Origin of the sequence: Lentisphaera profundi (genome assembly GCF_028728065.1) — a bacterium.
Lineage (GTDB): Bacteria > Verrucomicrobiota > Lentisphaeria > Lentisphaerales > Lentisphaeraceae > Lentisphaera > Lentisphaera profundi.
The window spans coordinates 1,395,575-1,420,081 of sequence record NZ_CP117811.1; the positions used below are offsets into that span (position 1 = coordinate 1,395,575).

Sequence of the window (24,507 nt, forward strand, 5' to 3'; positions counted from 1 at the left end):
CCTTAAATTATGTTTTGTAATCCCCGATTAATACGCTCGGGAACACCGCCATGATGGCAGCGATTTGGGTTGAGAGATGCAGTTTTATAATGTTGCTGATAAATCCATTCAGAAGGGTGCGGAGGGCTTGTGACGGCAATGCGCTGGAGCAATGCCTTTCTCATTTTGTCGGCAATTTGCGTTTCTCGCAAAATGATATTTTCACCTTCGTGGGGGTCATTTTTTAAATCAAAGAGCAACTCGCTCTGATCTTCGGGGTAATAAATAAACTTATAATCTTGATCAGCCAAAAGATAAAAAGGCGCTTTGAATTGTCCACCTAACTCAGAAAAGGCATACTGCCTTTGAAAGTCGCCTCCCTGCCAAAGTTTGAGCAATGATTGAGAAGGTGAGTTAGGAAGTTCTTCTTGTAGATTTGCGGAGCCCGCAAGTTCAATGAAAGTGGCACAGACATCGCTGATTTCAGTCGCCTGCTTATAAACGCCTGCTTTGATTAATTGCGGGTGGTGAGCAAGAAAAGGAACGCGAGTGGCACCATCGAAGGCTTGGGTTTTTGCAAACAACCCAAAATCACCCATCATATCGCCATGATCAGAAGTAAAGACAATTAAAGTATTCTCAAATTGACCATTGCGCTTAAGGGTAGCAATGATTTCACCAACATAAGTATCGACTTGTTCAATCATGGCAAAATAGGCACGGTAATACTCTTGGAAATAACTGATTTTATCAGGAGGGCACTGAAAGGGAAGGGGCATGTCCTCTAAACGATATTTATCTAAGTATTTTTTAGGTGGATCAAAAGGAAAGTGTGGGTTGCAAAAAGAAGTCCAGAGAAAAAAGGGTGATGCTTGTTCATTTAGAAAATCAATTGATTTTTCTTTGACTAAGTGATCGACATAATCATCTTCATTTAAATGAGTGGGACTCGCTTCGCAAATCCCTTGGCGCCTTTTGTCCATCCGCGAAGTGAGGTCCTGCATGTGTGTATCATATAGTCCCTTCTCTTTTAAGTGATGGGTCCATTCATCCTGAGATCCCTCAATCATCGATTTTCCTGCCACGGACCAAAAATGATCAAAACCAAAAGTCGTTTTTGTGGTCTCAGCCATTTCTTTTAAGTCGCAAAAGCCTTCAAAAAAGTGTTCTTTGCCAACTAGCGCAGTGGTATAGCCTTGTTTCTGTAAGGCTTGAGGCATGGTTTTAAGTGAGGGATTTAAGTCACCACGATTATTCATGATACCGTGCTGATGCGAGTAAAGCCCTGTAAGTAAAGAGCAGCGTGCGGGCATGCATACGCAATTGACTGTGTATGTATGTGGGTGATAAGCTCCGTTAGCTGCGAGTGAATCTAAATGCGGAGTATTGACTTTGTACTTATTAAAGCAGCCAATAGCATCGAAACGTTGTTCGTCAGTGGTGATTAATAGGATATTAGTTTTTTGCGACATGGGGCTCTCCGGTTTTTAGGTATTACCAGAGAAAAAGTATTGATGTGACAGTGGCGAATGAAATATATTTGTGTAAATGAACTTTGGGATATTAATTATTTTATATTGAGATGCATACAGTTTTAAAGATTTTTTTATCATTTGTCATGAATAAGGTTTTTCGCCGGTACTACCTATTGATTGATAAATAAAAGGATTTAACAAATGAAGAAAATATGGATAGGTAAAAAAAGATTTACGCTGATTGAACTCTTAGTTGTAATTGCCATTATTGGAATTCTCGGCTCACTTCTTCTTCCTACACTTGGTCAAGCACGTGCTAAAGCACGATCAGCACAATGTAAAAACAATTTAAAATCTATTGTAACAGCTTCCTATATGTATTTAGACGATAACAAAGGCTATCTTCCCATGTCTGTTTATACGGGTGGAGTAGGGGGCCAAAATTTCACTACGGAAACGGCGACTTATTTAGGTTTAGATGGCCAAGTGGGCGTTGGCCTATCAGCACCAGATTACTGGCATGTAGAAAATGCAGGCGAACCTCTAGATCCACCAGCAGTTTTTCAGTGCCCTTCAAAAGATGAAAGAGAATTGGGTTACGGGTGGAATTGGGGCTCAGCGGGAATCGGAACAGCTTGGAGTACTTATGTGAAACTTGGAGAAAATCATCATGGTGAAGCGGTAGATGTTAGCCAATTTGGCTTAGGTGGTTGTAATGGTGATGATGTTGATGCTCGTAAGACTTATTACTGGGGTCGCAGCGGCGGCGGTGGAGGTGGCACGATTTATGTATCAGATCGCCACAATCAGGGTTCTAATGTGTTTTTCATGGATGGCCATGTGGGCTTTGTTTCATCAACTATTCTTTTTAATGATTCTTTAGCAGAAAATATTCTTTTCAATCCCTTGAATTAAAATATAAAGGTTCGCTCTCACTTTCTGTTGAAGCGGAGCACAAAAACTAGTATCACACAGAGTTCAAGCTTTAGAGCCTGTGTGAAAAATAAATAAAAGGCTGAATTAGGGCCGATAGATTTTAGCATGTACCGAAAGGTAGATGGGTACCGATGTCTAAATCCCCAGGGCTCACGTGTGAGTTCACTAGAATGTAGCGTACACCGTCAGGTGTATGAAAACTCGATTATAATTAATCTAGGGCCCAGGCTTGGGTCCGACAGATGCCGGACTCACATCCGCGAGCCCTAATTTTCATCAAATAATTATTCGTGTGGCTCACGCCACACGCTATTTTATGCCGGTACCTTGTACCTTAAAAAGTGTTTTTTACACAGGCTCTAAAGCGTGGACTAGATACGTGAGCTATGAGAGTAGGGGAAGCTTGAGATTCGGTACTCTATAGGGTTTCCTTTGTCGAACGGAAAGTGTTTTCAAGTATTGATTAAAACCCAATTCTTGTCCCTTGAAAGTGAGAGAGAAGCAATAAAAATCCCCCGAAAGTATAGCTTTTGGGGGCTTTTGTTTGTTTGTTTGTTTGTATTTAGATAGCAGTTTTTTGAGCTTCGATAGAGTAGATTTGACGAATGAAGTCATTTTTATGAGTCGTTTTTTCTCTTAGCCTAGCGAGTACTTTAACATCTTGATGCACTAGTTTTTTGAGAGCTTCAGCATCAACACTAGTGGAGATATGGATTTTTGAGCCATCCTTTAATTCTAAGTAATAAGCTTTTTGCTCAGCACTTCGATTACGGACTTTCAAAATGCCGATAAATTCTGTTTTCTCAGTATCAGCTAACTTTTGAAAAATAGCACTATTCTGAAAATCAGAAGGCGTGAGAGCGTAAACTTGAGTGGCTACACAAGCCAAGATAATGAATGATTTCATTGGTATTCCCTTATTTATTTTATAGTTGGAGACTAGGGAGTACCGGGGAACTTATGAAAACATGACAGTGAGAGGCTATTTAATGAATTTTTGATCAATCTAAAATTCTACTTATCCGTCCGTCCGAGTACAGTCACCAGAGGACATATTATTTGGTGATTATCGTATTAATGCTGATCAGATACTAGGGAATCAATATGATTTTTGAGTGCTAAACTAAGTTTTTTAACGAGCGCATGACTTTCGGGCTTATTAGCAATATTAAAGTTTTCTTCAGGATCACGGTGATGATCGTAGAGCATACGTGCGGTGATCTTGCCTGAATCATTGCGCCACTCAGTATAAAGGTAGCGATCCGTGTGAATCGAGTCACCAGCATGATAACGACTGAAGACAGCTTTTTTCCAATCTTGATTAGGCTTAAGTAAGAGGGGTGCAAAACTCTTGCCCTGTAAGTGGCTAGGTTTTTCAATATTCGATAAGTCACAGAGGGTGGGATATATATCAACAAACTCTACGAGCGCTTGGCTAGCTTTAGTAGCGTTATGGCCTGCAGCAGAAATGATGAGTGGAGTATTGAGCGAGGTTTCGAAGTTGGCATGTTTACACCAAAGCCCGTGCTCACCGAGTTGCCAGCCATGGTCACCCCAAAGAATGATGGTGGTGTTTTTACGTTTGTCTGTTTGATCGAGATGTTTTAAAATACGACCGATATTAGAATCAGTAAAACTTAATGAAGCGTAATAACCATGCTTAAGTTCCAATGCTTTTTCATCTGATATGGGGCCATCTTTAGGGATATCATTATACATACCTCTGAGTTCTTGCCAATTATGTTTTGCCTGAGAGGGAGCATCCTGAGGCATTTGAGGATTTTTAGCGAGCTCTAAGTCATTGCGATCATAAAGATCCCAGTATTTTTTGGGAGCAACAAAAGGAAGGTGGGGCTTGGTGAAACCAACTGCCATAAACCAGGGCTTATCATTTGATTTTTGGATATAGTCTATAGCGGCAGAAGCGAGCTGATGAGTGAAATATTTCTCATCAGGAATATCGGCACACTCGGTGGCTGGGCCAAGAGCCTCAAAGCTATACTTGCCCCGACCTGCCTGATTTTCTGGTAGATGATAATCACGCATAGATGGACTCGTGATCAGTGGGCTATCTTTAATGTCCCATGATTCGCGATAATCATTGTGCTCGTGATAAACTTTGCCGATACTAATGGTTTTGAAGCCATTGCTTTGGAAAGTTCCTGCGAGATCCGGGACACCACCAGATTCTTTTTTTGCTTGAGCATTATAGGATATAAAGCGACTTTTGTGGGGTCGTAAACCGGTCATAACACTTGAGCGTGATGCTCCGCAGACGGGGACGTTACAGTAAGCTCGCTGAAAGAGTGTCCCTTCTCGGGCAATGCGGTCAATATTGGGCGAAATAATTTGCTTGTTACCATAGCAATTTAGGTCGGGTCGTAGATCATCAACAATGATGAAGAGTACGTTATTGGCTTTTTGGTCTGCGGCATTACTTAAACCGATTAAGGTAAAGCTAGAAAATAGTAAGTAGATGAGTCGGATTTTAATCATGCTTAATGTCCTTTCTTAGTTGATTTCTGACGTTTTTTCACGCTGAGCTCAGCAATCATACCCGTGTCATTCTGTTGTGACATCCAAGTCTGCAGTTGTATTTTTAAATTATTTTTGATAGAGTCAAGTTTTGAGTCATTTGCTAAATTGTTTAATTCCCATGGGTCATTAGCGAGATCATAAAGTTCTTCCGCAGGGCGTTTAAGAATGAGCTTGTGGCGCTGGGCCCAAAAATCATCAGTCTCACCAATCTTAGCCCAGCTTGTCATCCAACCACCTCCGTACGCTTGGAAGCTTTGATTATGAGTCATGATATTACTTGAAATTCCCTCTGGATTTAGATTTTGGATATACTTGTATCGTTTATCGCGAACTGATCGAATTGGGAAGGGTAAGCCGGACATAATACCTTGGTTTGTGTGAGTACCAAAGATGTAGTCACGATGATGATTTTGTTGTTCTGTGAGACAGTTTAGAAAACTTTTCCCATCTATATTGTCGAGCTTCTTTTCAGTAGCTGCTTGGTATACCGTGGGTAGAATATCAATTAAATTGATCATGGCTTGTTGGCTTGTGTGAGCTTTGATGTGTTTTGGCCAACGAATGATCATGGGAACGCGTAGACCAATTTCATAACAGGTCCACTTAGCGAGTCGGCTAGAACCATGATCACTTAAAAAAATAGTGATGGTATTATCTTTTTTACCAGAATCATCGAGTACTTTAAGGTAAGAGGCAAAAGCTTTATCCATGAGTTCAATATCGGTGTAATAACCTTCTCGTGACTTGCGGATTTCGGGCGTATCGGGTAGATAAGGTGGGAGAGGAATGGCTTGAGCATCAAAAGCGCCGCTTTCATGAGGTGTATGAGGATCATGTGATGCAATAATTAAACAGAAAGGGTCTGCACCATTGATCACCTCTGAAATATCAGCAAGGGTTTCTTTTTTGCGTTCCATGGTGAATACACTCTCGGGTTGAATATGTCCTTTCCCAGCGAGAACAACCTTGTATCCCAAAGGTTGAAAGTATTGACCGAAACTTTTGACGCCTTTGTTTGTACTACCATGATTCATGTGTGCGCCATTGTGATGAGGATAGAGACCCGTGTAGAGCATACTGCGAGCGGGGGTACACATGGCGGTACTAGTGAAGGCCATTTCGAAACGACATCCTTCAGTAGCGAGGGCATCGATTGCGGGAGTTCGCACAATTTTATTGCCATAGCAACCGACATCGAAAGTGCTGAGGTCATCGGCTAGGAAGATGAGGATATTTAGTTTTTTAGCTGCTAAAGCGAAATGACTTAGAATAGTCAATACAATGAATATATATTTGATCATTTAGTAACTCCTTTTGACTGGATTGAAGGGCTTTGAAGAATGCGAAAGTAGGCGGGCTTGGGATCATTGTTACGATCAAAGAGCAAGGGGTGATTCTTGCGATTGGCGATGGGCCATTGGTTTTTCCAGGTGAATTGATCATTGAGTCCCCAGAAGTTGACGCGATCGATTTTGTCGGCGTGCTTCAAGAAGGTTCTGAAAATATTTGCGTAGCGTGCAGCGAGTTCCTCCTGTTTAGCTTTAGGGAATTCTTTGCGGTAGGGATCCATACTCTGTTTGTAGCTATGGTTTTCGGTAATTTCAGCGCCGCCGCTAAAAGATTTTGGCATGGGTAATACATCGATATCTAATTCAGATATATCAATTTTGAGACCTCGCGAGGAGATTTGGCCGATCAAGTTCTCGATAGATTTATCGGAGGGGTAGTCGAGCGCCCAATGAGCTTGGACTCCGATGGCATCGATGCGAATTCCCGCAGCTAAAAGCTGATCAACCATAGATACGATGCCCGTAAGTTTTTTCTTATTGAAGACATTGAAGTCATTATAGATGAGCTTTGTTGAACTGGGAAAAACTTCCTCTGCCATTTGAAAAGCCTGTAGGATCCAGTCGTCACCAAGGATTTTTTTCCAAGGTGTGTTTTTCACGGAGCCATCTTCATCGATAGCCTCATTAACTACATCCCATGATTGAATTTTATTGCCATAACGCTTGTGTAATGTGGTGAGATGAAAACGCATGCGTTTGAGCAATTCATCCTTGCTTACAGCTTCACCCTGATCATCTTTAAATAACCAATCAGGATTCTGGCTGTGCCAAAACAAGACATGTCCCACGACTTGCATATTATTTTTCTGGGCAAAATTGACGAGGGCATCGGCGAACTTAAAATCATAGACGCCTTTTTGTGGATTGATGGCCTCCCATTTCATGGCATTTTCCGCAACTAGGCTATTGAATTCTTTTTTTATAAGAGCTTCAAATTTTTCTGGGTGTTGAATAAGTTGTTCTTGGATATTTATGGCACTGCCGATACGAAATTTATCTTTAAAAGCTTCTTTGAGGGAACTTGCGGTTAAACAAAAACTTAAATTTAAAAGTAATAGAGTACGTATAAGCATTCTAATAATTTCCTTTCCAATAATCATTACCATAAGCTTCATACTTAGCAAAAGCACTCGATTCTCTTTGCCATGAAATATGACCATCGATAAATAAACTATTGCCGCCATTATCATGTCGAATACGATCAAATATATAAAATTCATTTAAATTAGAACTTGATAAATCATTACTAAAGCCCAAAACAGTTGTGCGTGCATCGGCGTTTAAAGTCGTGAGCGTAGGCTTGATAATAGTGTTTGGATCAGGGTAGGTGATATAGAGTTCTTTCCAATCTAAGGTGCCATCGTCAGCAAGAAAGAGGTTCATACCGTAACCATAAACATTATTTTTATCAGCGCCGTACAACATCTGATCAATATCCGCATTGTTACAGTGTAAGATATTGGTTTCAGCCATTGGGTTATTATTAACTTCAGTAGATTTATTATAACCCCAATCTGCTTGGCCTATATAAGGACCTAGAGGTGACCACCAACGAGCAGCAAAATTGTAGTTACCACCGAAAGAACTTTTCCTATCCCAAGGTGCGGGGTAAGTTCCCCAGTCATCATTATACATGGAAAAGGCAATGGACTGTTGTTTTAGATTGGATTGACAGACTGCAGTCATGCCTTTTTGGCGCGCCTTGCCTAGACTGGGGAGTAAAAGAGATGCTAAGATCCCAATGATTGCGATAACAACTAAAAGTTCTATAAGGGTGAATCGTTGTTTAGTATTGTAAGTAGACTTCATGATTTATCCTCTTTAGATGAAAGTTCAGTGATAATCTTTTTGTAGAGTGGGCCATCAATTTTATAGAATAAAAGTACGATGAAACAGAGGGTGGAGTAAACCGCTGGTACAATATTGAAGAGCCAGCGTATAGTTCTATCCGCACTTGCAGTGAGTACCGTATTGGCTTCATAGCCACTTAGAAACATAGCGTAAGCCGCCACGCTACCTGCTAATGCCATGGCAGATTTTTGCATAAAGGAGAAAAAGGCAAAGGGAATACCTTCTGAACGTTGACCGGTTTTCCAATGGCCATACTCTACTGTGTCAGGTAACATACCCCATTGAGCGATAGAGCAAAACATCATAGCAAATGAACTTATTCCCGAAACGGCAAAAATAAGTGTGAGTTGATCATCGGGAATGAAATGACGTGATAAAGAGAAGATAGCGACTCCAAGACTGGCCCACATAAAAGTTTTGAGCTTGCCAAAACGCTTGGTTATAAAAGGGGTGACCAAGGCACCTAACATATTGGCGGGAAGCATCACCATAAAGAAAGTGGATTGTAGATCGGCGTTACCCAGAACGTATTTAAAGTAATAGAGTGCGACCGCGTTGCCTGTAACCCAAACTGCGGTATTTAGCAGCATCGCACCAGCCAAAACGAGTAAGGCATCATTTTTAAAGATGATGGGAATGATATCTTTGAGATGGTACTTCTCCGCGGGTACTTCGACACGTTCTTTAGAGAAGAAAAACGAAATCCATAAGAGGATGACCGAACTCGCTCCCAATACACAAGCTGCGACAAAGAAACCTTGCTGTTCAGTGGCAAATAGATTGACGAAGGGTTTGACACCAACGCCAATGATCCCGAGGGCAATGACTACAGCAAAAAACATTCGATAGGTAGAGATAACGGCGCGTTCTTGTTGATCTTGGGTCATAACAGCACTTATGGATGAATAGGGCAATGCTACGAGGGTAAAACAGATACCGTGGGTTATGTAGGTTACATAGGCGTAAATTACCTTGCCAGTATCAGAGAGCTCGGGAGTGTAAAAACAGGCGAGTAAAATGAGATTGAGTGGGATAGCACCAAATAATATGTAGGGTCTAAAACGACCCCAACGAGATTTGGTATGATCGGCAATGAAGCCCATGATGGGGTCATTGATCGCATCCCAGATTCGAGCTACTAAAAAGAGTCCTGCCACATGAGCGGCTGAAATTCCAAAGACATCAGTATAAAAATAGGCGAGATAAAAGCCAATGAGTTGAAAGTTGAGGTTAATCCCCAAATCACCTAGGCTATAGCGAAATATATCTTTTTGTTTTAAAGCTAACATAGAACTCTCCTAATTAGAGGAAACTAAGGGTTGATAGAGCCGAATACTATTTTTTTTAGTGAAAGCAGGCCTTTTATTTGAGGCATCAAATTCGACGAGCATGAATACATTTTTCCACATGAATAATCCTTATGTTTAGTTATCTCAATATTGATAAACATATAGCTATTCAAAAAGATCATCAATTATAATAAATGGTTAGTTTATTAATCAAAATGAAACATCGATTAGGATTGACTTACTAAATTATCTTCATCGTTTAGCAGGCTGCTTTCCGTACAGAGTCCACGCATTGATTTTACAACAGGGTTAAAAAGCGTAAACAGAATTGCTGACGCGTACTCGAGGTAGTGTAATTTACGACGTGGATCATCTTCCGATGTATGTCGAGGGTGATGCTTAAGTTCCTTCGTCACAGACTTCCGGAACTCGCCAAGTAAACACCCGCGCTTCAGCTCACGTTCTTCTATTTTATTTATCTTACTCATAGTCAAGAAGATAAGATGGCACCACAATAATCAAAGTTGTTGTTTGTCACTGTTAATCAAGGATTTGCATCCGGAGTGACCTAGGCTACCACAGGGTCACATAGAGCTATGTTTTGGTTTTGAAGCCAGCCGACACCCTTGTTTAGGCAATATGGATAACTACGGCGCAATAGGAGGCTCGATAGGTTTTCTAATAAGAAAATCGCGAATTTTGACTCTCTTATCGCAGCGCTGAAAAACATTCATGTTTTTTCTCTGTGACTCCTCTGATTAGAGCATTTTAGATGCCGAACACTTCTGAGAGTCAAGCATTCAAAGGGTGATCCGTTAATTTAAAAAATTTCTAAAAACTACACCTCACCAATACATCAACGATATTCGCATTAATAAGGCCTGTGGATACCTACATCACTCAGAGTTAAATATAGAAGAAATTGCAAGCATGACGGGCTTTCAAAACAGATATCACTTCTCTAGAGTTTTTAAGAAATTCATTAAAGCATCATCTTCAAAATTTAAATAAACCATCAATGTCTATGGAGACGATCGATGAAATCAACCAAATCATTGCTTTAAAAAGTATTGATGATTCTGCCAGTTTAAGCCTTTTAATTTGTTCACCATTTCTTCATAAGGCGTGCCATCATCTCGGATAAGACCTTGTTTTAAAGTCCCCCCGCCCTTATTTTTCTTAAACCGATCGATGTATTGACATCGGTTATAACCAATCATAAAAGGTAGTTTCATCGCCTCGAGATAACTGAGATGACTTTGAGAGGCAATCTCTTCATTTTCTACTGTTTTCCACATGATTTTTTTAAAATCTTTTGTCTTAAAACTAACAGCGTGATCACAAATGACAATCGGTTTTTTCATTTCTTTGTACAGGTGCTCAAATTTGGCTTGATTAAAATGTTCTTCACTTGGTTGTACTGATATTACATCAATATACGGCAAAGCCTCTTTAATCACATCATAGACCAGCGACCTTCCTGCATAACGTTCACCAAAAATGAGTGAATTGGGATAAAGTTTTCTGGTAATAGGTCCAATATGAGAATAAACTTCTCTTGCGATCATCACTAAAAACTCCTGATCATTGGCGGCATCCCCCCTGTTTTTTAAGTACTTTTCATATTCTCTTTTGCCTGCGCTCCCCTCTGGTAGACTCCGTATGGCATCTACCCAAGTACGGCCCGCCACCTTTTTCGTATCCTTCAAATCCCAACTAGGCATATCTGACCAGTAAATCCCAATCATAAATGGATTTTCCCCATAATTTCTTTTCATTCTTTCAAGGATAGCTGTTGATTGTTTCTTCCACTCTGAACTAAAAACGTCTGGAAACTCAACGCTCTTTCCTCTCCAGTAACTTACCTTACCCGTTGGATAGGAACTGGCCATAAAGGGAATCCTGACTCTCGTACTTGAATCGTGATCATAGTTCAAGCTATTAAAACCCCAATCATTAAAATTTTTAAATATTTCATTATTTGCACAATCCATACTTCCACTACAATGATGTTCCAGATAATCAACTTTTGAGTCCTGTTTACTGCTTACATTCATCGTGTGAGTCAATCCAATATTTAAGAAAGCATGACCATCAGGAGTGATTAAAAAAGACTTCCCTTTGTATTTATCCAAATAAAAGTATCCCTTTGCCTTCTTTTTAATATTTAGGTAACCACCATATTTATCAAAGCTCTTTGTTTTTGAAAAAAGTTGTTCATCAGTTGAATGAAGATTAATAGACATAAATATTACTAGTGCTATAATTGAAATTTTTTTATTTAAAGTTCCCATTTGACGTCCTTATATTGTTTAGTTCAAGGTCATATATTTTATTATAAGACTAAGTGTTAAGTCTAGAAATAGCCGAGACTATCAAAGCTGTATCTAGAACTGTCATTGCTTTTTTTTCTAAAGCCAGGTAGTGTGATTCTACAATCTCTCTAAAGGCCGCAGGTGATAATAGGCGAGATAAAAGCCAATGAGTTGAAAGTTAAGGTTAACCCCAAAATTACCTAGGCAATAGCGAAATATATCTTTTTGTTTTAAAGCTAACATAGAACTCTCCTAATTAGAGGGAACTAAGGGTTGATAGAGCCGAATACTATTTTTTGTAGTGAAAGCAGGCCCTTTATTTGAGGTATCAAATTCGACGAGCGTGAATACATTTTCCCGCATGAATAATCCTTATGTTTAGTTATCTCAATATTGATAAACATATAGCTATTCAAAAAGATCACCAATTATAATAAATGATTGGTTAATTAATCAAAGTGAAACATCGATTAGGATTGACTTGCTAAATTATCTTCATCGTTAAGCAGGCTGCCATTTTTACTCCTTATGATTGAAGCGCTTGTAGTCTTGTTTGAGCGGATGATGGTCCTGGCGACCATTAATGAGAGTTGAAGCCCATTCGGCAAGTCGACGACCGAGGCGGTGGCATGATTTTTGTACACGTTCTTCATCAGGTGAGCTAGCCGAGATACTACCGTAGTGAGGTGAAAATTGTTGATCGACGTAGTCAGTGACACCAAAGGTGAGGAAGCCGTAATTCATTAAAATAGTCATTAAGGTCATGCAAGTCAGTTCAGCACCTCCGCCCCAAGCGCCAGAAGAACTGAAAGCACAGCCAATTTTGCCATCTATACTACCCCAGCCTGAGGGAGGGAGCTCGTCCCACCAGCATTTCATCTTGCCGGAAATAGTGCCGTAGTTGGTTGGCGAACCAAGTGCGATGCCATCGCACCATTTGAGGTCATCGAAACTAGCTTCATCAGTAGATAGAACACGAACTGTAGTTCCTTCGAGTTCAGAAGCGCCCGCGGCGATTGTATTCGCCATGATTTTTGTGTTACCGCCACGAGAGTGGTAAAGTACGAGTATATTGCTCATCTTATAATACCTATTATAAATATATATATACTATATATAACTGGAATAAAGTGTTTAATCTATTGCGATAATTGAATTTTAATTCATATAAATGAAACACACTATTTCAAGATGAACTGCAGAGTGATTAGCCTTTAGATGGCAAAGTTGCATCGTGTTCTGATTATTCTTGACCCTGGATTATAAGCGAACCGCATTTTTAATCTTCTGGGATTTTAGTCAGAAATCCGAGTTTCACCGAAAGTTAGTTAGGATGGGGATATTTTTAAGCGCTTATAGGCACCCGGAGTTATACCTGTTTCTCGTTTGAAAAATAGGTGGAGTGCCTGAATTGAGTAAAAGCCCGTTTGACGGGATATGTCCTCACTGCTCATCTTACTGTGGATGAGTAAGTATTTGACACGTCGCAGTCGCAACTGACGAATAATCTGTCCGGGTGACATGTGGAAATGGCCCCGAAAAGAGCGCTGTAGACCCTGTACAGACATCTCCATTTTTTGAGCTAAGCCTGATGCATTAATCGTGATATCATCATAAATGATGGCTAGTGCACGGTTCACTACAGGATTGGAAGAAGCAATGACATCGGTACTTGCGCGAGTTATAGTATTGAGAGGGTCATGTTTTATCAATAATAGAGAGCCTGACTGAGCTTGACTGATCAACACTTCCAGAGCTTCGGCAGCCCTGACACCGAGTCCGTGTTGATCGGTATCAATACTACTAAGGGAAATATGTGAGGCGGTAGAAATAAGTGGATCGTTATCTGCACCTAAAATAGCAACTTCTGAGGGTATCTTGTAACCAATGGATTCGAGCAGAGCTAACCATTGTGCTGCCCAGCTATCTTCAAAGGCAAAAAGTGCAGCGGGGAATTGTAGTTGGGGAAGTTTCTTTTTCCACCAATCGGAGGAGTGATTGAAGAGGTGTTCATCGTAGATGTTTGGCGAGTTTAAGACTTGGCATTCGTAGCCGGCTTTTTTGAGTGTATTTTTAAAAGATTCGCTACGTTCTTCAAACATAGGAAGGCCACATTCGAAAGGGACGTAAAAATTTGTAAATCCTCGTTCTAAAAAATGATTAGCGGCCATTTCTCCGATCATCTTATTATTGGTCACCACACGAGGCACCCGCAATCCGTGTTGTTCCAAACCCAAGTCGATGACCGGGATTTTGTGGTCGTTAAAAAACTGTGCCGTTTCTTTATGACTAATCAGGGTGATAGCACCATCTCCACGCCAGCAAGCTGGAATGCCTTGCTGATTTTGGGTTTTATGTAAACAAAGTAAGTCCCAGCCATACTTTTGGGCAACTTTAGCAACTCCTTGATGGATTCTGTTATCATACCAGTCCAATGCTAGAAGAATTTTTTTGTATTCACCTGTGTATTACTGTCCATTGAAGTGCCCCGATGTTTCATTTATGATTAAACTATAGCTTAATATTTTAATTTACGAATCACTATTACCATTTTTATTAGTGTGATTTAGCTTGATTTTAATCATCATCGCAAGCCTTATTATAAATAAATCTGGAGATGGGATGAGCAGCTATAGACTTATGTTAAGTGTTTCATTTTTATTAAATTTTTGATCATTTATATATATTGTGTGTTTTGCGGATAGGGCTTAGCTTTAGATCAATAAGAAAAATGATGATGAACGAGACGGCCTATTATAGACCAAAATACAGGCCTTAGTCAAAGGGTGCTGAATCGGAGCTCACCAGAAAAAGAAAAAGGAATTAAACTATGAATGATCTAGTCCATGAAAATGACTTAAATATACAAAAGAGTGATGCCGAGTTGGTGACTGAAAAGGATTTGCTTAGGGCCTCCACACTGAAGCCAAAATCAGCACCTTTAGTGGAGCATATGTATACAGCAGATCCCTCTGCACATGTCTTTAATGATAAGATTTATATATACCCCTCACATGATGTTGAAACAAATCAACCGCTCAATGATGATGGTGATCATTTTGATATGAAAGACTACCACGTTTTTTCACTTGAGAAGCCCTTTGCTAAAGTGACTGATCATGGTGTAGCGCTCGATGTTAAAGATGTGAAATGGGCAGATCGTCAAATGTGGGCTCCAGACGCAGCGGAGAAGAATGGTAAATACTATCTCTATTTTCCAGCGAGGCGTAATGATGGTGTGTTTTCGATTGGCGTTGCGGTCGGAGATGATCCAGCAGGGCCATTTATACCTGAAGAGAATCATATCAAGGGAGCTTATAGTATTGACCCAGCAATACTTCAGGATGATGATGCCAGTTATTATATGTACTTTGGCGGCTTATGGGGGGGCAACTACAGCAGTGGCGTAATAATGAACGTGGTGAAGATATTTACCCCGCAGATGATGAGCCAGCACTCAATCCCCGTGTAGCAAAATTAGCAGATGATATGATAAGTTTTGACGAAGAGGTCAAGGAAATCGAAATTCTCGATCAAGAAGAGAATCCCTTATTGGCGGGAGATACCGATCGCCGTTACTTTGAAGGTCCCTGGGTACATAAACACAAGGATAAATATTACTTCTCTTACTCAACTGGTGAAACGCATAAGATTGTCTATGCCACAGGTGATTCACCTTACGGCCCCTTTATTTATCAGGGCGTTATTTTAGAGCCGGTCTTGGGCTGGACAACACATCATTCAATCGCTCAATTTGAAGGTAAGTGGTATCTTTTTTATCACGACTGCATGCTTTCTGGTGGTCAGACCCATCTGCGCAATATAAAAATGACTGAACTTCTTCATGATGAAGATGGCTCAATCACAACAATAAGCCCTTACTATAATAGTTAATTCAAGACTTGTTAAACGTAGTGCTCCCGTTTTTCTGTGATTTCACCAAATCATTTACTCTTGTTTTTATAGAGTCTAATCACTTTCAAAAGATAAAAAATTAGGGTTGTAAAAATATGAGGATTTCAATAAAGACAGTGACCTATAGCTTGCTATTAATAATGCTGACTCAATGGGGCGTTGCTGCAGACTTGTCAAAAAAAATGAATGTTTTGTTCATTCCAGTGGATGATTTTAAGCCCCTTATTAATAGCTTCGGTGAAAAACATATTCATACTCCTAACCTCGATCGTTTAGCGGCACGGGGCGTGAGTTTTAATAATGCCCATTGTCAGTATGCAATTTGCGGATCCTCACGAGTGAGCGTGATGAGTGGACTTTATATTGATTCGGCGCGAGTATTTCACTTCTCGCCCAAAATGCGAGTAGCTAATCCAGGTGTACTAACTCTTCCTCAGCATTTTAAAAATAATGGCTATATTACGACGGGTATTGGCAAGACATTTGATAGTCGAACGGTGGATGGAAAAAGAGATGAGCTCTCGTGGTCGATTCCTTATAGAGAATATGTCATGCCCTACAAAAAATATGGACATCAAAAAGGTGGTTATCGAAATAGTGATAGGACAAAGAAAATAGCTGAACTCGAAGAAAAATATAAAAATAACAAAGATGAGCTCAAGAAAGCTTTGGCTACACAAGGCTTACGTCCCTTGACGGAAAAGGAAGATTACCCAGATATCGCTTATTCAGATGGTCAGAAAGCTATTGTGGCAATGCGTATGCTCGCAGAGTTTTCCCGCCAGGATAAGCCTTTTTTCTATTCAGTTGGCTTTCAAAAACCTCACCTTCCTTTTGTCGCGCCTAAAAAGTATTGGGATATGTATTCTCGTGAGGGTATTAAATTAGCTTATCAGCAAAAAGGGCAGGGTATCCCCAAACATGCTTTTGGAGTTATGGGTGAATTACATGGGTATTCCCTAAAAGAAAAGTTGCCTTTTTCGGATGACTATCAACGAGAAATTATTCATGGATATTTTGCCTGTGTTTCTTTCATAGATGCTCAGGTCGGACTGATTCTTGATAAGTTAGATCAACTCAAATTGACCGAGAGTACAATCATATGTCTTTGGGGTGACCATGGCTTTCATCTAGGTGACCATGGTCTCTGGTGTAAACATTCTAACTTTGAACAAGCGGTACGTTCGCCGCTGATTATTGCAGCTCCCCATACCAAAGAAGCGGGGGAAAGTTCAAATGCTCCGGTAGGCTTAATTGATATGTATCCCACGCTATGTGATTTAGCAGGTATTGAAAAACCCAAGCATCTACAGGGGAAAAGTCTGGTTCCGATACTCAATGATATAAAGGCTACAGTAAAGTCTATAGAGATGGCCCAGTATCCTCGACAAATTAACGGTAAGCATGTGATGGGCTATACCGCGCGTTCCAAGCGTTATCGCTATACGTTATGGAAAGCCCTAGATCACAAGAAAGCTGAAATGGACGGGCCGGTCATCGATGAGGAACTTTATGATTACGAAAAAGATCCCGAGGAAACCATTAATTTCGTAAAAACCCCTGAATATAAGCAAATTAAGGAAGACTTACGTCGTGAGCTCGAGGCAATGATTAAAGTAGGACAAAATCGTTTTAAATAAGGCCATTAATATTGTGTTCTCTACCATTCGCTTATAAATCAAATCGCAGAGAAATCACCATGATTTATTTACAACTTAGTTAAAGACTTACCGGAGGACAGGCTTTTACGACAAGAGCAGTCAAGTTACTTTATGAGCTTAGATTGTAGTTGCTTGAGCATAAAAACAACCCTTGCTAATAGTGTTTAAAATGAGAGACTATTTAATGATATTCATTTGTTTTAATTCTTTAATGGCTCTCAAGTCATGGGAGGTATGATACAGATCTTCATCAATTTTGAGTTCTTTTAAGCTAGGGATTTGTTGAAGAAGTTTGAGGTCGATGACTTTAATTCCTATGAATTCCAAAGATTCAAGTTCGCAATTCAGTAGTGGTTTTATCGAGCTCACAGTTGTGTAAGAAAAACTTAAATGTTTGATCTTTAAATCAGCTAGAGGAGAAAGGTCATTGACCATAGTCTTATTAATTTCTAAACGATTGAGACTTTTAAGAGAACTCAATGGCTCCAAAGTTCTGACGTAGCTATTATTGACAATGATATTTTCCATGGGTAAGTCCACAAAGGGACTCAAACGACTTAAGCCTTCACCACTAGTAAAAGAAAGTTTTTCATTGTCTAAATGTAAATCATAATCATTGACTTCTGGGTTAGCCGCTTTAATGATTTCTTCGAGTAAAGGAAGATAAGTCTTCAGATTTTTGCGCTTTTTATTTCTATCCTGTATGACAAACATGCTCATGCCGGGGTAATGCAAGGTATTTAAGTTTTTAATCAGTTCGAGTAAAAAACTATCGGTATATTTGTTTTTAAAATGCTTCATATTATTCTTAAGTGTAGTAAATCGTCCGGCATTATCAATAGAAAGTAAGCCGTACTTCTCGGCCTCTTCAAGATCTCGGTGAACCACAAGGATTTGAGCTTTAATCCAGTTGGCTTCAGCGCTATTTTTGTATTTGAGAGAGGTATTAATATTTTTGAGTGCTTCCTGAAAATTAAAATCAGATAAGTTGTATTTAGCAAGCTCTGTGTAGTGGAGATAGGTCTTTTCGGCGACTAATTTTCTTTTGAATTCTTCTTCTTTAACTTTGACTCTATAAAAGGAACTGATGGCCATAATAATCATGAGTGCAATCATCGTTAAAATAGAAAGAGTTTTATGACGTTTGAGTACAAGTAAAGATTTTTGTAAAGGACCTGGTTTTTGTGCTTGAGTGGGGAAATTATTCTGATAGGCCTCTAAATCTAAGAGCAGTTCACTCACACTAACGTAACGCTTTTCTTTTTCTAAATTCAAACATTTTTGACAAATGAGTTCTAAAACCTCGGGCAATTCATTCTTTGGGCGGGCTATTTTCATAGCAACAGTAATAGCACTTAAAGTTTGGCTAAGGACTTCCTTAACTGTATGACCACTAAAAGGAGCTTCGTAGGTCATAATAGCATAAAGAATTGCTCCTAAGGCAAAAATATCACTTCTCGTATCTAGTTCTACACCTAAGATTTGTTCAGGAGCAAGATAGCCTGGTGTACCACTTAGTTTACCTTCTAATTCTTCGTAAGTTAGATTGATATTTCGTGCTAAACCCCAATCGCAAACTTGGACTTCTCCATAGGAACTCACGAGGATGTTATCAGGTTTTAAGTCTAAATGAATAAAGTTTTTGGAATGTGAAAAATCCATAGCTTCACAGATTTTAATAAAGATATTTAATAGTCGGTTAAGAGAATATTTTTGGAGGTATATTTCATTCTCATTGTAGAGTTTTTTTAAGATGGAACCTAAACTTTCACCCTGAATATACTTCATTGTATAATAAGGTATGCCTTTGTCATCAAGTGCAATTTCATGAATGGGAACAATATTTGGGTGTTCGAGCTGAGCTATGATTCGTGCTTCGTTTAAAAATAGTTCAAGAGATTCTTTGTCTTGCTTTGCTGCTTTTGGACGAGCAATGACCACATCACGTTCAGCAATCTGATCTTGACTGATATGAATGGATTTCATACCCCCCTCAGCTAAATGACGTGACTGAGAATAACGACCCGTTTCTTGTAATTCTGCCAATTCTTTGAACAAGTCATCCCTCACCTTATCCGGTTCAGCTAGAGCCTCTTGGAAAAATAATGATTTAGATGATGGTGTGTCTTTGTCCGTCATGAAGTAAGCCGTTTTTCGGTAAATTGATCGAGCAAATAAAAGTCTTTGGTCTAATTACAGTTCATGACAAAGCGAAATAGTTCAAGAATCATTAGTGAAATAATTTAGCATTTGTCACAAAGTTAATACTTCACCGGTAATTCCTATTAAATCAAAATAGAAAGGTGAGTTTATGAAGTTTTTCCAATGCTGTGTTTTGTTTTTAAGTTTGAGCTTATGGGCAGAACCCTATAGTCCATTTCCCAAATATCGTAGTCAAGCATTTCCTAATCAGGATACGGTACATATAAATCCACCACCCTTTCTTTGGCCAGCAAAAACGAGAACAAGTTCTTATGTAGTAGAGATAAGTCGCGATGAAAACTTTACTAAAATTGAAAAAATATCAAAGCAGCTACTACAAGCCTGTTATATCAATGATGAAAAGTTCTCACCAGGGAAATGGTTTTGGCGCCTGGTGCATGAAGATGGTCAAGTGGCAGGGCCATATTCATTTAAAATTACTGATCAGCCAGTTTTTGTAACGCCCAGCTATGAAGTATTTGAAAATAATATTCCTAGCTCACATCCGCGTTTTCTCACGCAAAAATCTGAACTGGAGCAAAAGCAGATTTTATTAAAAGATAGTACTTTTCAAGAGGAAATTCTCAGCCAATCAAAAATATTTATCAATCAAGCTGTACCTTCGCCTCAAGCAATGAATATTCCCAAAGGGGAACTGAAGCCACATGAACACAAACGCTTACTTATTAACAAAGCTAAATCATTTTTAGGGAGACGTTTATTACAGTGCTCTTATTTAAGTAGCGCCTATCTCATAAATCGAGATGAAAAGTTTGCTGAGAAAGCAGTTGAGAATGCTCTTTTTATTGCAAATCTAGATAAAAAGTATCAGCATTTAAATGACTTTACCGAGTCCATGTGTCTCAACTCCTTAGTCATTGTCTTTGATAACTGTTATGATTATTTAAATGAACAGCAAAAGCAAAAGATGCTGGAGAAAATCCAAGATTTCTCTAGTAATTATTATGCTCACATGCGCAACAATGTGGAAATGAGAGTTTTTGATAATCATGCTTGGCAAAAAACGATTAACACACTTTTCAAGAGTGCTCTAGTTAGCAAGGGTCACCTTCCCGAAGCCAATGAATGGCTAGAATTTTGTTATGAAATATGGCGAGCTCGTGCACCGGCATCCGGTTTTAATTTAGATGGAGCATGGGTAAATGGCTCAGGGTATTTCACCGCCAATATTGTTACTTTGATTCAAATGCCAACACTACTAAGCCGATATACAGGAGTGAACTTCTTTGAGCATCCTTGGTTTAAAAATGCCCCTTATGCTTTAATGATGACTTGGCCGGCAAATTCTTATTCAAGTGGCTTTGGTGATGGCCATGGCAGTCCTACTAATCCGCGATGGAAACAAGCGATGTTAGTGAAGGCTATTGCTTCAGAAACTCAAAATGGTGAAGCGCAATGGTTTTATGAAGAAATGAAAAGTGATCCTCAGTGCAATAAGCAGCTTCATGCGAAAAATAATCCAAAGCACCCTTTAGATGTAGAATTTATTGAATGGTTTGCGGTAGTAGAAAATAACAAAGAACCCCAAGTGAAAATCCCCCGTGATTTGACCGCGGCGCTATTCCCTAATAGTGGCTTTGCCAGTCTTCATAGCAATTACTTAGAACCGGATAAGAATATCTTTATCAGTTTGAGATCCAGTTTGTATGGTTCAGGGAGTCATACTTCTTGTGATCAAAATGCCTTTAATATTATAGCTGGTGGCGAAGCCTTATTTTTAGGTGCAGGGCACTACACCAACTTCTCTGATAAGCATAATTTATTGCAGTACCGTCACACTCGTGGAGCTAATAGTATTTTAGCCGATAAGATCGGACAAAGTATAGGAACTCACTCCTATGGAGAAATTATTCACTTTGAAGATAAAGAGGATTATACTTATGTAGTTGCCGATGCGAGTGCAGCTTACAGTGGTAAAATCACCGACCCAATGTGGCACAAAAAAATGAAAGAGGCTGGTGTTGAAGCGAGTCGTGAAAATGCCTATGGTGAAACCGGACTTAAAAAATTCATTCGCCACCTCATCTATATCAAACCATCAACGCTCATTATTTATGATGACCTCGAAGCCGATAAGCCCATTACTTGGACTTGGATGCTGCATAGTCCCCAGGAAATGACTCTGGATGACAATTTCTTGTATGCCAGTAATTCGCAATTCAAAAGTCGAGTCAGTACTTTTTCAGAACAAGCTTTGGCGAAAGAATTAAGCGATAAATTTTATAGCCCTGCAATTAATTGGAGTCAGAGAAAAATACATGGTGAAATTGTGGAATATGATAATCAATGGCATTTTGAAGCAAGTACACCGAAACTTAGGAAGACGGCTTTCTTATCAATCATTCAACTTAAGCCTAAAAATCAAAAGTTTCAGGAATTGAAAATAAAAACAGCGGGTAAGGTGATCTTTGGAGACTGGAAAATCATTGCCGATCTAAGTGCGAAAAATGGTATAAAACTCATCAAAAATAATCAATTGTTACTGAGTAGTTTTCAAAAATCAGAAAATAATCACGTGGCAAAACTAGAGGAGTAAAAATGAGAATAATTTTACTAAGTCTTATTCTAATATATAGCAGCGCGAGCTATGCAAAGGATACTTTAGATATCACAAAAATCGATCGTAATATGACGGTGAAAAAAGTAGATTTATCAGGGATAAAGTGGTATTCCCCCAAAGCAGAACCTTTCCGTTTACTTGGCTTCAAATGGATAGCACAAGATGGGCTTTATCGGCGCTTACCCTTGAAGTCCACGGTGACAATACCTGCGAAAGTTAATCTTTTGGCCAATCATAGTGCAGGCGGCCAAATTCACTTTAAGAGCAATAGCAAAAGACTTATGATTCGGGTAAAACTAAGTCAGGGGCGTCCCATGTATCACATGACTCAAGTGGCTAAGTGTGGCTTTGATTTGTATACGGGATCGGGCTTAAATAAAGTCTTTGAGACCTCAGCGAAGTTTGACTACAACGCGACTGAATATGTAGCGAGCCTCTATTATAATAAGAGTCGTGAAATGATGGAATATACATTAAATTTCCCTCTTTATAACGGCGTTGAATCGGTGGAGATTGGGCTTGATGACAAAGCGCAAGTCAGCGAAGCCTCAGCTTTAAGCTCGAAGCAGACTGTGGTCATTTATGGTACTTCCATTACTCATGGTGGTTGCGCCTCACGTCCCGGGATGGCTTACCCTAATATTTTGAGTAGAAAACTGGATTGTGAAGTGATTAATCTTGGTTTTTCAGGCTCGGGAAAAGGAGAGCCCGAAATAGCGCATTTAATGACTGCAATTCCTAATAAAAGTTTAGTGATTTTGGATTTTGAATGCAATACACATGAGCAGCTGCGGGTGCTACTTAAACCCTTTATTCAAACATTTCGGTCAAAGGAAGCACAAACACCTTTGTTGATTTTATCACGTATTGCTTTAGCCAGAGACAAAAATCCTGATGCTTTTAAAAAACGTCTTTCTCTAAGGGCTTTTCAGCAGGACTTAGTGAATGAATTTAAGCTTGCAGGGGATGAGAATATCTATTTTATTGATGGTGGCACATTGCTTGACCCTCGCTGGGCCTCGGAAGCTACTGTAGATGGAACCCATCCCACTGATCTTGGTTTTTTAATGATGGCGGAATCATTGGAACCAACAATAAGAAAAATTATAGGTTTAAAAAAATGAAATATTCTTTATTACTCTATTTATGCATCAGTTTGAATTTGTTCGCAGAGTTTCAAGTTATTACGGCTAAAGGCAGTCCTGAATTAGTCATTGAACAAAACAAAAAAACGACAAGTTTTCGTTCAATCGACAAGCAAGAAAATGCCAATGCCGTTTCTTATGCTTGGCGAAATATCGATAAAAATGATGGTCAAGGAAATACTTTGTGTTTTGAAGTCAAAGGTGATGGCAGTGACTTTTTAGCCAGTATCTTTTTGGGGACTAATAAATTTTTGCTTGATGCCCATGAAGCCACTTTTTCATTGTCATCTACTCACTGGAAGCAAGTGAGTATAAATTTGAATGACTTTGTCCAAAATCAAAAGCCCTGGTCAGTAAAATCAATGGATGGAACAAATCTATCTCCACAAATGGATAAGATAAGTACCATAGCGTTTGGACGTGGTTTCCATTATCATCGTTTTAATGCACCGTCTTATTTCTTTGAAATCCGCAATATCAAATTTAACGAGTGTACTCAAGACCCAAAACTAGCCCTTAATAAGGGCATTGATAAGTTTGCAAAGAAGCTAAAAAATCATCAGCTGGTAAAAGTATTATTGCTCGGAGATTCCATTACCGAAATGGGGGCAGAGCAAAGCCATTTTTTTCATGCTATGAATGAAGTCAAAGCAAAGGCCTCAATTGTCAATGCAGCCATTGGTGGGCATTCAGTTAGAGGAGGGGATTTAGTTCTGAAACGTTCATTGAAGAAAATGCCTCAGCCCGATTTGATTGTGATTATGTATGGCGCTAATGATTGCAAAGCAATGACTGCAACAAGTGGTTTTAATGATCGTGTCTTTGAGCAACAATTATTAAAATTAATTCACAAAGTCAATGATTTAACACAGGGAAAAAGTGAGTTTTTACTCATCAATGGCGTTCCCCGTATCGATGCAGAAACGGGTGTGAGCCAAAAAAGTGTTGAAGAACTGACACCAGCTTATAAAAGAATTGCAGAGCAGTATGGTTTAGTCTTGTGCGATAGCATGAGTAGCTACTTAAAACTCAGTAGGGAGGATCAAAAAAAGTATTACAGGGATAGCGTGCATCAAAATCAAGTAGGCTTGCAGTTTATGGGCCAATTGATCTCACAAAAACTTAAATAGTAAGCTCCAATAAACCGGTCGTGATCTGAATTGCGGCTGGTTTATTTATTTCAAAATTTAATACGATTATCGATAATAAGCTAATGGCTGGGGTTTAAGGTTGTTGCGAAATTAGTCCGCCCGCGGATGCTCTCCGCCCGC

The 24,507-nt window shown here is 39.4% G+C and carries 17 protein-coding genes and 2 pseudogenes; 7 read left to right on the forward strand and 12 right to left on the reverse strand.

All coding sequences use genetic code 11. From position 1 onward, the window contains the following. Positions 1 to 2 precede the first annotated feature (2 nt). The gene (locus tag PQO03_RS05570; RefSeq protein ID WP_274151780.1) at positions 3 to 1,451 is read right to left on the reverse strand and encodes a sulfatase family protein; all 1,449 of its coding nucleotides are present in this window, start codon (positions 1,449 to 1,451) and stop codon (positions 3 to 5) included. Positions 1,452 to 1,655: 204 nt separating this feature from the next. On the opposite strand from PQO03_RS05570, the gene PQO03_RS05575 reads away from it, so the two are divergent. Continuing rightward, positions 1,656 to 2,369: a type II secretion system protein gene (locus PQO03_RS05575; RefSeq protein WP_274151781.1), complete on the forward strand. Its 714-nt coding sequence runs from the start codon at positions 1,656 to 1,658 to the stop codon at positions 2,367 to 2,369. Between the two features lie 583 nt (positions 2,370 to 2,952). Here PQO03_RS05575 and PQO03_RS05580 read toward each other — a convergent pair. The 7 genes from PQO03_RS05580 to PQO03_RS05610 form a co-directional block, all read right to left on the reverse strand. Continuing rightward, positions 2,953 to 3,297 carry a hypothetical protein gene (locus tag PQO03_RS05580; protein WP_274151783.1) on the reverse strand — a complete coding sequence of 115 codons (345 nt, stop codon included), beginning with the start codon at positions 3,295 to 3,297 and terminating at the stop codon, positions 2,953 to 2,955. 167 nt (positions 3,298 to 3,464) lie between these two features. Next, complete coding sequence (locus tag PQO03_RS05585) at positions 3,465 to 4,886, reverse strand: sulfatase (protein ID WP_274151785.1); 1,422 nt, start codon at positions 4,884 to 4,886, stop codon at positions 3,465 to 3,467. 2 nt (positions 4,887 to 4,888) lie between these two features. After that, a complete protein-coding gene (locus PQO03_RS05590; protein ID WP_274151787.1) occupies positions 4,889 to 6,229 on the reverse strand; it encodes a sulfatase family protein in 1,341 nt (446 codons plus the stop codon). Next, positions 6,226 to 7,350, reverse strand: a complete 1,125-nt coding sequence (locus tag PQO03_RS05595) for an endo-1,4-beta-xylanase (RefSeq protein ID WP_274151789.1) — start codon at positions 7,348 to 7,350, stop codon at positions 6,226 to 6,228. The genes PQO03_RS05590 and PQO03_RS05595 overlap by 4 nt, the downstream gene beginning before the upstream one ends. Before the next feature lies 1 nt (position 7,351). Then, a complete protein-coding gene (locus PQO03_RS05600; protein WP_274151791.1) occupies positions 7,352 to 8,086 on the reverse strand; it encodes a type II secretion system protein in 735 nt (244 codons plus the stop codon). Further along, entirely contained in the window at positions 8,083 to 9,417 is a 1,335-nt protein-coding gene (locus tag PQO03_RS05605; RefSeq protein ID WP_274151792.1) for an MFS transporter, read from the reverse strand. Before PQO03_RS05605 ends, PQO03_RS05600 begins: the two co-directional genes overlap by 4 nt. Positions 9,418 to 9,644: 227 nt before the next feature. Further along, positions 9,645 to 9,833: a hypothetical protein gene (locus tag PQO03_RS05610; RefSeq protein WP_274148539.1), complete on the reverse strand. Its 189-nt coding sequence runs from the start codon at positions 9,831 to 9,833 to the stop codon at positions 9,645 to 9,647. A 415-nt stretch (positions 9,834 to 10,248) separates the two neighbouring features. Between PQO03_RS05610 and PQO03_RS22075 the strand changes: the two are divergent. Continuing rightward, a pseudogene (locus PQO03_RS22075) lies at positions 10,249 to 10,428 on the forward strand (helix-turn-helix domain-containing protein); the annotation flags it as partial. 41 nt (positions 10,429 to 10,469) lie between these two features. Here PQO03_RS22075 and PQO03_RS05615 read toward each other — a convergent pair. The 3 genes from PQO03_RS05615 to PQO03_RS05625 all read right to left on the reverse strand — a co-directional run bounded on the left by PQO03_RS05615 (position 10,470) and on the right by PQO03_RS05625 (position 14,167). Then, positions 10,470 to 11,711, reverse strand: coding sequence for a hypothetical protein (locus PQO03_RS05615; protein ID WP_274148541.1), 1,242 nt, complete (start codon positions 11,709 to 11,711; stop codon positions 10,470 to 10,472). Positions 11,712 to 12,251: 540 nt separating this feature from the next. After that, on the reverse strand, positions 12,252 to 12,812 hold the full coding sequence (locus PQO03_RS05620; RefSeq protein WP_274148543.1) for a flavodoxin family protein: 561 nt from the start codon (positions 12,810 to 12,812) through the stop codon (positions 12,252 to 12,254). A gap of 248 nt (positions 12,813 to 13,060) precedes the next feature. Beyond that, on the reverse strand, positions 13,061 to 14,167 hold the full coding sequence (locus PQO03_RS05625; RefSeq protein WP_274148544.1) for a helix-turn-helix domain-containing protein: 1,107 nt from the start codon (positions 14,165 to 14,167) through the stop codon (positions 13,061 to 13,063). A 395-nt stretch (positions 14,168 to 14,562) separates the two neighbouring features. Between PQO03_RS05625 and PQO03_RS22080 the strand changes: the two are divergent. Together PQO03_RS22080 and PQO03_RS05640 are read left to right on the forward strand one after the other, a co-directional pair. Then, positions 14,563 to 15,626, forward strand: a pseudogene (locus PQO03_RS22080) (glycoside hydrolase family 43 protein). Between the two features lie 116 nt (positions 15,627 to 15,742). Then, complete coding sequence (locus PQO03_RS05640) at positions 15,743 to 17,287, forward strand: sulfatase (RefSeq protein ID WP_274148549.1); 1,545 nt, start codon at positions 15,743 to 15,745, stop codon at positions 17,285 to 17,287. 198 nt (positions 17,288 to 17,485) lie between these two features. Here PQO03_RS05640 and PQO03_RS05645 read toward each other — a convergent pair whose 3' ends face one another. Further along, positions 17,486 to 19,447 (reverse strand): serine/threonine protein kinase, encoded by a 1,962-nt coding sequence (locus PQO03_RS05645; RefSeq protein WP_274148551.1) that lies wholly within the window; start codon positions 19,445 to 19,447, stop codon positions 17,486 to 17,488. Between the two features lie 172 nt (positions 19,448 to 19,619). Here PQO03_RS05645 and PQO03_RS05650 point away from each other — a divergent pair, with 172 nt between their 5' ends. Genes PQO03_RS05650 through PQO03_RS05660 form a run of 3 tightly spaced genes read left to right on the forward strand, consistent with a single transcriptional unit; the run spans position 19,620 to position 24,366 of the window. Beyond that, positions 19,620 to 22,067, forward strand: coding sequence for a DUF4962 domain-containing protein (locus PQO03_RS05650; RefSeq protein ID WP_274148553.1), 2,448 nt, complete (start codon positions 19,620 to 19,622; stop codon positions 22,065 to 22,067). 2 nt (positions 22,068 to 22,069) lie between these two features. Next, complete coding sequence (locus PQO03_RS05655) at positions 22,070 to 23,215, forward strand: SGNH/GDSL hydrolase family protein (RefSeq protein WP_274148555.1); 1,146 nt, start codon at positions 22,070 to 22,072, stop codon at positions 23,213 to 23,215. Continuing rightward, entirely contained in the window at positions 23,212 to 24,366 is a 1,155-nt protein-coding gene (locus PQO03_RS05660; RefSeq protein WP_274148557.1) for a GDSL-type esterase/lipase family protein, read from the forward strand. The genes PQO03_RS05655 and PQO03_RS05660 overlap by 4 nt, the downstream gene beginning before the upstream one ends. Positions 24,367 to 24,507: the final 141 nt, after the last annotated feature.